Annotated in this window: 6 protein-coding genes; 2 read left to right on the forward strand and 4 right to left on the reverse strand. The window is 49.8% G+C overall.

What is annotated here, in order from left to right; all coding sequences use genetic code 11:
* Positions 1–96: 96 nt before the first annotated feature.
* The 4 genes from Pan241w_RS05735 to Pan241w_RS05750 form a co-directional block, all read right to left on the reverse strand.
* On the reverse strand, positions 97–1,137 hold the full coding sequence (locus Pan241w_RS05735) for a prenyltransferase/squalene oxidase repeat-containing protein (protein WP_198000346.1): 1,041 nt from the start codon (positions 1,135–1,137) through the stop codon (positions 97–99).
* A gap of 35 nt (positions 1,138–1,172) precedes the next feature.
* A complete protein-coding gene (locus tag Pan241w_RS05740; RefSeq protein WP_145212267.1) occupies positions 1,173–5,180 on the reverse strand; it encodes a hypothetical protein in 4,008 nt (1,335 codons plus the stop codon).
* A gap of 131 nt (positions 5,181–5,311) precedes the next feature.
* Complete coding sequence (locus Pan241w_RS05745) at positions 5,312–7,855, reverse strand: vWA domain-containing protein (RefSeq protein ID WP_145212270.1); 2,544 nt, start codon at positions 7,853–7,855, stop codon at positions 5,312–5,314.
* Between the two features lie 13 nt (positions 7,856–7,868).
* Positions 7,869–10,142, reverse strand: a complete 2,274-nt coding sequence (locus Pan241w_RS05750) for a BatA domain-containing protein (RefSeq protein ID WP_145212273.1) — start codon at positions 10,140–10,142, stop codon at positions 7,869–7,871.
* Positions 10,143–10,411: 269 nt separating this feature from the next.
* On the opposite strand from Pan241w_RS05750, the gene Pan241w_RS05755 reads away from it, so the two are divergent.
* Both Pan241w_RS05755 and Pan241w_RS05760 read left to right on the forward strand, forming a co-directional pair.
* On the forward strand, positions 10,412–12,523 hold the full coding sequence (locus tag Pan241w_RS05755; protein ID WP_198000347.1) for an FAD-dependent oxidoreductase: 2,112 nt from the start codon (positions 10,412–10,414) through the stop codon (positions 12,521–12,523).
* A gap of 65 nt (positions 12,524–12,588) precedes the next feature.
* Positions 12,589–14,127, forward strand: a complete 1,539-nt coding sequence (locus Pan241w_RS05760) for a DUF1570 domain-containing protein (protein ID WP_145212276.1) — start codon at positions 12,589–12,591, stop codon at positions 14,125–14,127.
* Positions 14,128–14,152 lie beyond the last annotated feature (25 nt).

Genomic DNA, 14,152 nt, shown 5'->3' on the forward strand with positions numbered 1-14,152 from the left:
GAGTCGAACCAATCGACGCGATTTCAACGAGATTCTAGGGATCGAACTGTTTCCAGGGCGCTTTGATATCAGATGTATCAGAGCTGCAGGGTGAATTCAGCGTTGATAGATGGGCAGATACTGGTATTCGACGGCGAGTGCGAGGACAGCCAGCGTGGTGGCATAAACTTTGCCGGCTTCTTTTTCGCTGCCTTTGTTCGCCAGCCAGCTGCCATCATGTTTTTGCATTTCCAGCAACTGGGGCACGATCGTGGCGCGGGTCTTTTTCCAGTATTCGCCCCCCATCTGAAACATGCCAACACTGCAGTAGTAAGCGCCATAAAAATAATAGAATTCATCCGGATGCAACGGGCGCTGTACGAGATAATCACCCGCTTGCAAGGCATCTTGGGTATGATGTTTCCCGCAAATTTCCAGAGCGAGAATACCCGTACCGGTTCGCGTGGCACTGGGGGCTCCGCCGGGTTGATAAGCAAACCCGATATTGTTACGGCCGCGACAGTGCCGCACATAGGCGACTGCTTTATCGATATGGTCGGCGGAAATATCACAGCCGATATTTTTTGCAGCACGCAGCGCTAATAATTGCCAGCCGGTGACACTGAGGTCACTGTCTTTGCTGGTCTGAGTGTAACGCCAACCGCCGATGTTTCTTTTATCTTTGGAAACATCCTGTGCAGACACAATCAACTTAATAGCACGTTCCAGAACCTGGCGGCACTTTTTTTCACGTTCCCCGGTGAGCATTCCCGCAACTTCCGCCAGCATCAGAGTACTGATGCCGTGGCTATACATGGGCCCGTGACTTTTATGATGCACGACTAACCCATTGTCGAGTTGATGTGCCAGTACCCAGTCGATGCCTTTGTTAATCTGATCACCGTAAGGACCTTCCTCCGGAACATAACCGGCGGCCATGAAGGCCATAATGGCCAGCGAAGTTGCAGCCGTCGATTCTCCATAAGAGTTAAATGACCAGGCGCCAGAAGGCTGTTGAGATTTCGATAAGAACTGCACGGCCCGTTGAATGCTTGCGTCGAGCTGTTTTTTTTGTTGATCCACTCCCTGCGCCCGGCAAACTGCGGTCATTTGCAGAGAGGATCCCAAAAGCAGTAATACGGTCAACCAGCGCGACATCGGTATGTTCCTCTAGTTCAAAACACAAAACATTCTTACTTGCTGTCGGATTTGGATTTGGCGATTGCTTCAAAATAATGTTTGATCAAACGGGCATACTCCGGATCGGTTCGACTACGAGAGCCCTGCAGAATTTCCGTGTCGAGATGACCGGGAAGTTCGCCCCAGTTACGATTTGACATCGCCATCAGTTTGGTTTTGAGTTGGGTAAAGTCCACACTGGTTTTAGCGCCACCTCCCTCGCTTTCGCCTTGCCCTTTGCCTGGAGCCATATTTTTAGAAGCGGTCTGCGACTGTTGTCCTTTACCAGGATCGGAACCCTGTTGGGCTTTCGATTTCAATTCGGTAGCTGCTTGTGAAAGTGATTCTGCGGCCCGTTTAAGCGCTTCGGCTGCTTCTTTGGAAGCGGACGGTTTTCCTTTCTCTGACTGCTGGCTCTGGTTTTGGGAATTCTCGGAAACCTGCTGTTCACTGGATTGTGAATCGTCGCCGGGTTCTGCTTTCGCCTGGCTGTTCTGGTCTTGCCCTTGGGAACCGTCTTGTTTCTGGTCAGCCGCTTTTGCCTGTTTCGGATCGGAATTTCCTTCGGAAGGAGCGGCCTGTTTTTTCTGGGCCATGTTTTGATCGCCGGCGTTTTTGAATTCGGGAGTCTGTTCCAACTGCTTCTGTGCATTGCGCAGCTGTCTAGCAGCATCGGTAACCTGATCGCCTACTTTTTCAGGAACAGGCGATTCTTTCTGAAATTCTCTTTTTGCATGTTGTGCTTTGCGGGCGGCGTCCTGAAGTGCCTGGGCTGCCTGTTGCGCCTGTTCGGCAGCCTGAGCCAGGTTTTCCTCTGAGAGTCCTTCGACTGCTTTCTGCATTGCCTGACCGGCTTTGGCTGTTTTTTCCTGCGTTCGTTCAGCCTGTTGACTCTCTTTTTTCAGACCGATCGGATCGGTTTCCAGTTTTTCGGATGTTTCGGCCAACTGTTGGGTCAATGCCTGGGTCTGTCGCGCAAGGCCTTCCTGTGAATTCTTCAAGGCTTCCTGCCGCATTTCTTCAGAGTTAGAAGCCTGCGCCAGTTTCCCTGCCAGGTCCTGTTGCAGATTTGCCATTTGTTCGGCTTGCTCCAGAAAGGCATCGCGTTCTGTCGGTTCTTCTTTTTTGGACTGATGAGCTTGCTTCATCGCTTCGGCCATTTTTGCTGCGCGGTTAGCAGCCTGGCTTGCTTCATGCAGCTGACCGGCATTCGCGGCCTGCTGTGCTTTGATCGCTTCTTCTGCCAGTTGAGTGGCTTTGCGGGTTGGCTCTGACTCGGGACCAAATTGTTGTGCTGTTTCTAGAGCAAGATTCGCTGCCGCCTGGGCCAGCATCTGCTGCTGTTTTTGTAAATTGCTTACGGATTCCGTTTTCGCCCGTGATGGTTCACCACTCATGTTAGCTTCGGCCGGTTGGGCGTTGGCCGCTGGTTCTGCATTGGCGGCATTTGAGGCGGCTGTCTGTGGTTCGTTCCCGTTGGCAGCCGGCGGTGAAGCTTGCCCGGAAGGCGTCGCTTCTTGTGGGGCCGCCTGTTGTTGGGGGGCAGCGGCATCTGGCCGGCTCGCTGCGACCGGCGCCTGCTGCTGAATCGCTTCAGCCAGCTGTTGTTGGGGTTCAACCAGCTGTGAGGTTTGATTAACCAGTGAATCGAGTTGTTTTAGCTGATGATTACGAGCAGCGTCGACCAGCTCTGGACGGCGTTCCAGTAACTTGTCCAGATCCTTCGCGAGACTGGATTGGCGGTGTTTCAGTTCCGCTTGCAGATTCGCCAACTCCTTTTCCATTTCCGGTGTCAGCTTCTGGTGAGGCTGATCCTGCTGTTGTTCTGGTGATGGAGGATTTTGCTCATTTTTTTCTCCCGCCTGCGGCTGCGGTTGCTTGTTGTCTGATTTGGCCTGTGGCTGCTGAGTGGCGGACTCCAGTTTATCGTTGAATGCCAGCAGGTCATCGGCGAGATGATCGGTCTCCTCAGCAAGTCGATTCAAATTCAGTAAATCATTTTCCAGTTCCACCAGCTTTTCATACTGTTGGACAAGGTCTCCGAGTTTTTTCTCGGTCGCGGTCATAGCTGGGGGGACCGGTTTCAGGTCATCTTTTGCCTGTTTGACGGTTTCTGAACCAGCTGCAGATTTCAATGTGTCATGATTTTTCACGAAATCGGTTCGTGCGACAGACTGGGTCTGTGCCGCCAGTTTTTGATACAAGGGGAGTTGCAGAAATTCATTCGCCACGTTTTCCAGTTGCTGGGCGAGCTTGCGTTCCTCTTGTGTCATTTTTTGCAGTTCAATCTGATCTCCAGCAGCAAGTTGATCCTGCTCTTTTAATTTTTTCAGATCGGCAATCTTTTGATCCACGTTCTGCTGATGCTCTTTGTAATCCTGTTGAATTTTTCTCAGCTCATCACGTAACTTTTGCTGGCGGGAAATGACGCCTGCTGATAGCTGCTCTTCCGCGTTTTTATCAATTCCGAACACACGGGGCGTCGACCAGACCTCATTGGGAGAGGGAATCTCGCGGTTGTCGACGGCCCGAACGCGGTAGGTGAAAATATCAGCCTGCTGTGCCTGCAGATCCGCAAGCGGAATTTTGAATTCATAAGCCACGGCAGAGCTGCCCAGCAATTCTGCGGGAACTTTGGTAATGGTTTCTTTTTCATCCAGCTTTTTGACATGAATTTCGAGTGCTTCGACAGAAAAATCATCAATGACTTTGACGGGGACCGTCAGGCTTTCATCCGGTTTGAAGAACTCCGGCTGGTCGTAGATCGAAAGTTCAATTTCCGGTGCGCGGTCAAGCACGACTTTGACCAGATGCTCTGATGTCTGTGTTTTCAGGTTTCCTTCTTTGCCTGTTAGCGCAATATGAAACAAAAAGCTCTTTTTGTGGACCGGCAATTCCAGTTGGGCGGTCAACAGATCGTCGCTCAATACAAACTCTTTCTGCTCAACCGGGGGATGCTCTTCTGGATTCGCGCCGGATGTATAAAGCTGGTATCGCAGTGATGCTTCTGTGACAGGGCGGTCAAAGCTCAGATTGAAAGAGAGCTGGCTCTGTTCCAGGACTCTGATTTCACTGGGAAGAACCGTTAATTCCTGCTGTTTCGTTTGTGTGTAATCGGGGGGGACGATGCTGAGTTGTGTGTCGGTAATAGACGGTGGCTCTGCGATCTGGATTGCATATTGTTTGCTGCGGCTGCGATCAGTCGTGATCTGATACTGGAATCCCGTCAGTAGACGTGAGAATTGAGTCAGGTAATGGCCAGCTTCCTGATCCAGATCCATCCGTCGCGAAAAATGTTCCCCCTTGGCATCTTCCCATTCAATCCAGACTTCATCGATCGTCCCGGGTTGTTTGGTGTGCCAGTGCGGGATTGCGATAATTTGCAGATCTTCACCGCGGGCAACCGTTTCATCGCCGGGTTGTACGTCAAAGTACAGTGAACTGACTGTCGCGAAATTTCCCCAGGGAATGACACTTCGCGATAGCAAGAGACGATAAGCGTCAGGCCAGATCAACAGCGGCGTCAAAAAAATCAAGAGAGCGATGCCCGCACTCATAATAAAGCGCATCGCGCGATCAGAGGGGACTGTGTCAGAAATATTAAACGTCGTCAGCGAAGCAATCGTTTCTTTGGCCAGGCGTTCTCGCATGACGACCGAGCTAGATTCATTTTGTGCGGTGGATAATTCCAGTACCGATGTCAGCCGTTCGTTCAGAGCAGACTGCGATTCTTCCACAATCGCAGCTAATTCTACCGGCGTTCTTTTATGAAAGACGCGACGCAGCATCGCAAACCAGATACAAGCGACGAGTACCGTGACAGAAAACGAACTCAATACAATCCGCGCCTTCGTGCCCAGAGAAAACAGAAAGTCCAGACTGATCTGCATCGTGACCAGACAGATCAGAACGAGTACAATGAAACCCATGCCTCGAAGCAGAGCCAGAGAGCGGATTCTACGATCAAGCTGGTTCAACTGACGTTTCAGTTCATTAACAAAATGATCTAACTGCCCATCCATAGTTTGTCTCAGCAGAAATGGTGGTTGAATGATTTTGAGGCGAACGGCCCTTGCAGACCGGGTACCCTAATATTGTAACAAGATCTGGTGCGAAATCGTGCTGAAAAAGCCGTTTGAGGCCTAAAATCTTGTCAAGGCAATCCATTCAGTTTGCGAATCGCCCATTCTACCGTGAGAATACCCATGATCAGCGTCAGAATCAGCCAGTGATCCCATAGTGAAATTTCATCCTGATTCGTCGTTTCCTGGCTTAAATTGGGTAATAATTCCAGCAGTTGATCGATTGTCCCGGGCGTCAGCATTTTTCCACCACTGGATTCTGCCATTTCCGAGAGCAACTGCGGGTTCGATGTCAAATTGCCCAATTCAATCGTTTTAATTTCATGGACGAACAGGGGGGTCGTGATCTCTTTTCCTTCCGCGACTTCAGGCGACGTGATCAGCTTGAGCTGGTATTCCCCGGCGGGAAGTGAGGGTAGATTTGCTTCCTGGATGGTCGGCTGGTTCTTTTGTCGGTTGAGATCAAATGAAGCAATGATTTTGTCCGGCTCGGCTGCAGAGGAAATGGTCACACTGGATTTCACGTCCGGGAATCGGTCCAGGTATTCCTGAGTCCAACGAGCCGTCGCGGTAGTGATTTCTCCGGCATCAATGTCCGTCTTACTCAGACTGAATTTGACAAATTCATTGCCAGCAGACGCTTTGTTCCGAGCAGCCCAGCGTGCCAGTTGACCCCAGAAGCGGTGATGATATCGGTCTCCCACTCGATACCGCCAGCGCCAGGTACTGTCGATCCCAATCCAGATTACTTTCCCGGAACCATATTGACGCTGGATGATTACCCCATCTTTTTCTTCATCAAGTGGCGCATTAAAAGGAGAAATGCCATAGGCTAATACGGAAGCACCCGGTTTCAGTTCCCCTTGCAGGAACCAGAGGTGCCCCGGAAGTTGTTTCCAGATATCACGGTTGGTTTCCGGATTCACATCAAACTGGAACAGCGGTTCCGCTTCTCCCTCCGGTGTCAGTTGCAGCCGCATTCCTCGCTCAGCGGGAGGGACTTTGAAATTTGCCTGATTCCAGTCAACCACTTTCAGATTTTCGAGTGGCAACAGTTCATTCAGAATTTCCGATTGGTGTCCCAGAGGCAGATATTTTTTTCCCGCCAGTAATACAAGAGTTCCTCCCTGATCGGCGACGAACGTTTGGATGTGCTCCCAGTTTTCCAGGTGTTCGGGTGAAACATCGCCGATGATGATCAGATCTTTGTCTGCGAAGGGATGGGTTTTCTCTTCCAGGTTCGGCTGTTCGTTTTCAGGCTGGGTTTTAATCAATAATTGATTCGGGAAAAACGGCTGCGGGAGGAGGCCCATGTAGGGTTGTTCAAACAGGACCTGCTGCAGGTCGATTCGTTTGTCACGTTCGAGAGCGTTATGCAGAAAGCGGAATTCCCAGCGTGCTGTCTCTTCGACCAGCAATACGTGCGATTTATCATCCACAATATTGATCGCGAAGCTTTTTTCGTTGTTGTCGTCACGTGTCTCGCCCGGCAGGAGGTTTGTTTCGACTGTGTATTCCTGTCTTCCCAGTTTTTCGGAGTCGAGTTCAAATTCAAGCAATTTGCTGATGCCCCGGGACTTAAAATTTTTCACAGCGACTTCGCGATCATTCTGTTTTAAGACCACGCGTATTTCCTGACCGTCGTAACCGCTGGTGCCAATCCGGGCTTTGAGTAACGGTTTGTCGTCTTTGAAAGCGGTTTGAGGATAATCGAGGGCGGCAACTGAAATATCTTTCGGTTGATGAGAAGATCCCAGAATTACAGGATAAACCGGCACCTGCATTTGTCCCAGTTGCTCCGCCGTGGAGACCGGGTTGAGTTGGCTGTTGTCGCGGCCATCAGTCAACAGGATGTAGCCGGAGACCGGCGAAGCACCGGATTCGGCACTGCCGGAGGAGGCTTTGAGCGCCTGCGAGAGGTTGGACAAGCCCATATGAACCTGATCCGGGACCTGATCGAGCCCCGATTCCAGTGTGGTTTTCTCTGCGGAAACCGCATCACCGGCAAATAGAACGAGATCGACTTGTCCTCGCTGTTGTAGTTTCTCCAAAATTGGATTGGCTGGGTTCAATAACAGTTTTTGCGCGATTTCTTTACGGGATAGTTTGTCTATTTCCGCGAAAATTTCTTCGAGATTCTGTTTACGACTGGCCGCCAGTTGAGCTCTTTTTTCCGGATTGGCTGTTTCACTTTCGTCGACCCACGGGGGGTCCTGTTTTAAAGAGTACGCATTTTCCCAGCGGTCCAGGCGGTCATCGATCTGATCGTTGCCGATTATTTTCAACGCCCGCGCCAGTTGCAGTTTTTCCAGATCACTGGCATGGCGATCCTGGGTATTCATACTGTCGGAAACATCCACGGCGACTACGAGGCGTCCCGTTTTTTCCGTATTGAAGGACCAGGTTAAAACTGGTTCCAGGAACGTAAGCAGAATGAAAATGAGTGTCATCACGCGCAGAGCAATCAGTATATTTCCCACTTTAGGCGCAACCAGGCGTCTTTCGTAACGAAAGAGCAGGATGATGGTGACCAGCGCCAGCACGACGGCACAGACGCTGACAATCGTCCATCCGCTCAATTCAAAACTGTTAAACTGGAAGTGCCGTTCACTCATGTCAGCATGGATCTTAAATAGTAGAATCGGGGTGATTATGATCAGCGAGGGTGGCGTGCCCGCCTTGTACCAGTCGCCTTGTCAGAAATAGCTCTCCCACCATTAGCAGCAGGAAGATCAATAACAGAACTCTCCAGAATTCCGTTTCCGAGACATCCGAAAACATCGCCTGTTTCAGTTCATCGAGTGTCTTAAAAAATGTCAAATGATAATCGTCGCTCAATGTTTTCTGTTGTGCTTCGGTGAGAGGCGTTAAGTCTGATTCACTGCGGTCAAAGTTGACGACAAATCGATCTGCTTTCAGTTCGGTTTCTACGCCCTGTTTGGGATTCAGCGCATACACGCCGGGCAGCGATGTATTTGGTGATTGAAACGTTGCCCCGTTTGCAGAAGAATCGATTGTACCTGCGACCGGGTTGTTGTTCGGATCGAGAAATTCGAGTTGGTCGATCGTCGTCTTGGCTGGTACCGGGACGACGATGGGTTCGTCGGTATTGATATTTCGGAACACGCGTCCCGCAGAAAGTTCAAATATGGCTTCGTGCAGAAAGGGGACATAATCCGGTTTGGTCGGCAGATTATTCCAGTCGGCATCAATTGATGACGTCAGCAGCATGACTCGGCCACGTTCGTGATTCATTAAGAACATCAGTGGTTTGTTATTACTCAGTTCGGCAATTTTGACAGGCGTCGACTTCGGTTTGGCCTTCGATTCCTCTGTCTCATCGTCGGGAGGTTCAACAGCCTGGTCGAGAATTGAGACATCCCACCAGTGGTTAAACCGGGCTGAAGTCAGGCCGCTGGCATATTCACCTCGAAAACGAGCGAGCCAGGGAGTTTGCAGGCTGTCGGAACTGATTTGAATCAGATTGCCGAAGTCGATCCCCGGATTCGATTCGTGTGCTTTGAGTTTAACGGGGATCAAGCCCTCAGCGTGAAACAGCAGCTTTTGGTATTGCTCGGGATTGATCTGATCACCGAGGGCAATCATCACGCCTCCCCCTTCGTGATTGACAAAATCAATCAGGTCACCCGCTTGTGTTTCGGTGAGGGCATCCACATTTGCCAGAATGACAACCGCCTGATTTTTTAAGATCTCTGCATTTAGCTGTTCTTTTTCAATGACAGTGGTCTGAATCCAGGGGGTGCGGTTTGTAGGTGCCATTAACGCCAGATTGGTAAAAAAAACTTCGCTACGTGTCGGGTCAAAACTGGGTGTGCCATCGACCAGCAATACCGGCAGAGCGCTGGTTACATGTAAAGCCGCGTCAGATCGATCATCTCCCGGAAGCTGATCCGGGTCCAGTACAACACTAACGACGTGGGTTCCTTCGTCTTCAAAGCGATACTGGAACTCAATAGCGGCTTCGCCATGATTTTCAATTTTCACTGATTGTGTTTTTTCATTGATCCGCTGGCCATCGACTTCAAAATAGACAGGAGAGATCAACGTCGGTTCAGGGCCGTCGTAGCGGATGGTGGTCGCGATCTTCACAGGGAGATTTTTCACACAGACTTCACGGGAAGCCATTAATTTATCGACTCGTAAATTAGATTGGACTCCCTGATTCTTTTCGCCCCCCACGTTGGTGGCCCACAAATCAATGGGGACCGCCGACTGCTGCAGCAGGTCATTCACCTGATCCCATAGAATGGTATCTTGTGGAGACCAGCAGAAAGCCTGGTCGTCCGTGAGGACAATGATTTCGCGTTCCAGATTGGATGTTGTACTTAGAGTCTGAATGGCTTTGGAGACCGAGTTTGCCAGATTGGATGAACCGGCCGGTGGTGGCAGTTGATTTAACTTTTCCCGTACCAGTTCAAACTGATGAGTGGGAGACTCGGTCACCAGCCGCGGTTGGTCACGGGCATCAATGATCGTAATGGTATCTCCCGAGTTCAGTTCTTCCATAAAACGGTGGATCCATTGAATGGCGGCAGAATGTGGCGTGGTCGCTTCTCCCTCCCAGCCCATGCTGTAGGAACCATCAATAATGAAGACTACGTCTCGGGATTGTGTGGAAATAAATTTCGATAAAAAACCGCCGGAAATCCAGGGGCGTGCCAGCGCAAATGTGATTAAAGCAATCAGTAGCATGCGAATGGCCAGCAGCAGCCAGCCTTCCAGGCGAATACGGCGCCGGGTCCGTCGTCCCAGTTGCAGAAACTGCATCGCTCCCCAGTGCACGATGTCGTAGCGTTTACGACTCAGTAAATGCACCAAGATGGGCAATGAAATCCCCAGCAAGCCGAGTAGCATCATCGGATTGAGGAAATCAAATGTCATGAATGCCTGCTGTGTCTGGGGGATGAACGGGGAACGGATACAAGGAGTGTTTCTAAAAAGGAACACCCATAATTATATGTAGGAATCGTCGTAAATGGTATTGCTTACACAATTAACAATTTAAGTCTGGCAGAAATACAGTTTTCGGGCGAACTGGTTTTTAAATCGCTGTTCAATGATTATGATGGACTGAACAGGGGCATGTAAACATGTCCGCTTGTTTTTCACATCCGATTAATAAACTCCGTCATCGTAATGAGGTTTAGGGAATGCTCTCTGTTTATACGAAAATGGTCCGCGCCGTGTTAGTAATGATTCTATTATTCGTCGTTAGTACGACAACGAATGCGAAGGAAATCAAGCCGGACCAAGTGGAACCCGCCTATGATGTTGTCGTCTACGGTGGTGCCTCAGGGGGGATCGCCGCGGCCCTTCAGGCAAAACGGATGGGGAAATCTGTGTTATTAATCGAGCCAGGGAATCATCTGGGAGGACTTTCTTCCGGAGGTCTGGGGGCGACTGATATTGGGAACAAAGCGGCCATCGGGGGGATTGCCCGCGAGTTTTATCGCGCACTGGGTACACATTACAGCCAGCCTGAATCCTGGGTTTATCAGAAAGCAGCCGAGTATAAAAGCCGTCGCAAAAAGAGCAATGAAGCGGAAATGTGGACGTTCGAGCCTCATATCGCGGAAGCGACATTTGACAAAATGCTCGATGATGAATCGGTGCCAGTTTTAAAACGTCAGCGTCTGGATCTGAAGCAGGGGGTTCAGAAACGAGGGACACGCATTGGTTCCATCAAAATGGAAAGTGGCCTGGTCATTAATGGTAAGGTTTTCATTGATGCAACATACGAAGGTGACCTGATGGCGGTTGCTGGCGTGTCCTACCATGTCGGACGTGAATCGAATGCAACGTATGGTGAAACACTCAATGGAATTCAAACCAAGAATGCCGTTTATCATCAGTTTATCAAACCCGTTGATCCTTATATTGTTCCCGGTGATCCGAAAAGTGGTTTATTGCCGGGAGTCCAGCAGGAAGGTCCCGGCGGTGAGGATGGTGATGGCGATCATCGAGTGCAGGCTTACTGTTTTCGCATGTGTACGACCGATGTCCCGGAAAATCAGCGGGAGTGGGTGAAGCCTGACAATTATGATCCTCTGCGCTATGAACTGTTGCTGCGAAATTTTGAAGCCGGCGACCATCGTACTCCCTGGGCGCCTAGCCTGATGCCAAACCGAAAAACCGATACGAATAATAACTTCGCGATCTCGACTGATAACATCGGCATGAACTACGAATATCCGGATGCCGACTATCAAAAACGGGCGGAGATTATTCAGGAGCATTTAACCTATCAGCAGGGACTCATGTGGACATTGGCCAATTCTCCCCGGGTTCCTGCAGCAGTCCGTAAGAAGTTTCAGACCTGGAAGCCGGCCAAAGATGAATTTCAGGATACGGAAGGCTGGCCGTTTCAGCTTTACATTCGCGAAGCGCGGCGGATGATTTCGGAATATGTGATGACAGAAAAGAACTGTATGTCCGAAATCGTAGCGGAAGACAGCGTCGGAATGGCCGCTTACACGATGGATTCGCATAACCAGCAGCGTTATGCCATCAATGGAAGAACGTTGAATGAAGGAGACGTCCAAGTGGGGGTGCCGCACCCTTATCCGATTTCCTATCGTTCCATTCGTCCGAAAAAATCAGAATGTGAAAATCTGCTGGTTCCCGTCGCGATGGCGGCATCGCATATTGCCTATGGTTCGATTCGCATGGAGCCGGTCTTCATGGTATTGGGGCAATCCGCGGCGACAGCCGCCTGCCAGGCAATTGATGCGGACAAAGCGGTGCAGGATATTGATTATTCCCAATTAAGAAAGCAACTGTTACAGGATAAGCAAGTCCTGGCGTGGGATGGGCCGCGTCGTGTTCCCCCGATTCGCGTTGCTCAACTAAAAGGGATTGTAGTTGATGACCGAGATGCCAAAGCAACGTTAGGCTGGAAAAAAAGTTCATCGAATACTCCCTATGTTGCGTATGGATATCAGCATGACAGCGATAGCAACAAAGGAGAAATGCAGGTCACTTTTTCAGCAGACATTCCTGAGGCTGGTTTGTATGACGTTCGCGTTTATTACGCACCCAATTCCAACCGAGCCACAAATACGCCCTATACTGTTCAGCATTCCGGCGGTTCCAAAACCATTCTGGTGAATCAGCGACAAAAGCCGAATCAAGGCAAATATCATTCACTGGGACGTTTTGTGCTTGAAAAAGGCAAACAGGAGATTTTGGTGATTACTAATAAAGGGACCGACGGGCATGTCATTGTTGATGCCTTGCAACTGGTTCCCGTCGAAACGAACTAAAAGCGCCCAGAGACTGTCCATTACCATTATCCGGTAGGAACGAAATAACGACATAAAGGAAAACCATGCGAAACGGCATTTTCAAATATAGTGTGAGTCTGCTGATTTTTACCTTCACCTGCACTCTGGGGATCACTAATCTTCAGGCTGACCTTTTCACATACGTGGATGAGTCTGGCAAGACCGTGACAATCGAAGCAATGCTCTACGGTTCGGGGAAACATCGTGGAGAGATGCAGCACGGCCTGTTGAAACCAGATGGCTATCTGCAATTGGTGCCGCAGGGGAAAATTAAAAAACGGGTTCTAAAAGCAGCACCTCTACCCCTGACCGTCGAGCAGATGTCAGAGGGGTTGTTAAAAAAGTTTGGTAGTGAAAAATTCCGTTTTCATCTGCAGGAGCCCTTCGTCGTCGGCGTTGTGTTGGCGGCACCTCTGGATGGTTCGGACAGAACTGAGCTACGCGTTAAAACGTTTCTGGAAAAGGCAGGGCGTTTCATGCATAACGTGGAAGTGATCTTCGAGACATATGCCAGAAAAATGAACATCGAACTCAAGGAATATGATTTTCCGATGGCGATGCTTATTTTCGAGTCAGATGACGATTTTGAAAAATATGCCAAAGAAACTTCTGCGCTGGGCGAAGGAGCGAGCAATGTACTCGCTTATTATTCTCAGATTTCCAACAACCTGATTCTCAGGATGAGCGAATGCAGCTCTTTTGAAACGCCGTTACACGAAGCCATCCATTTGCAGACGACCAATCGAGGCGTTGCCAAAAGATTGGCGCCGGTTCCATCGTGGTTTATGGAAGGCATCGCCACCGGTTTTGAAGGCAAGGGGGATCGCATTAATGTCAGCCCGGATCGAATCAATTCGCATTATGCACTGCTTTCCGGAGTTGCCAAATTATTAAACTGGGGGCATGTGGTCTCATACAATGGCGCCTTCAGTGGAAGTATTTTATCGGGCGATGCCTACGTCCACGCCTGGGGATTGCATTGGATGCTGGTTACCCAGTATCCGAAAGAATATGTCGAATACATTAAAAATATTTCATCTAAAGAGCCCTTCGAAAAATTAACGCCGAAGGAGCAATACGATGAGTTTGTCGAAATCATGAAAGTGCGACCGGAATCTCTGCAGCTCCAGTTCAAGGTGAAACTGGTGCGGGCCATTCTGGATCAAAAAGTGAAATTGCCGCCATTAGACGATCGAACCATGCACCTGGAAAAACATAAACAGGAAATGGCCATTGTCAAAATGACGGCGACTTCTTATTCGCCGCTTGCACCGCCTCGCATTGAAGGCTGGCTGCAGAATATTTCGCCGTTTCGTCCAATGACGTTTCATGTCACGGTGCAGACTGATGCGGGCACATATGCAGAGTGGTATTTATCGGAAGTGGGAATTCGCAAGAAAATCAAACTAAAAGCAAAGAATGCTACTCATTTGATGCGCGGCGGCAGGGGAGGTAGTTGGAAAACGTATCACGTGGAAGTTGAGTCGGCTTATCCCAATAGTGAAATTGCCAAAGAATGGGCTGCGGGGAAATTGCCTGTTCCCGTTGTTTCTCGTAGAGTACAAGTTACTCCCTCAAATTAATTCTGAAGATGAATTGAAGGTCAAA

This window comes from Gimesia alba (assembly GCF_007744675.1).
In the GTDB taxonomy this organism is placed as follows: Bacteria; Planctomycetota; Planctomycetia; order Planctomycetales; family Planctomycetaceae; genus Gimesia; species Gimesia alba.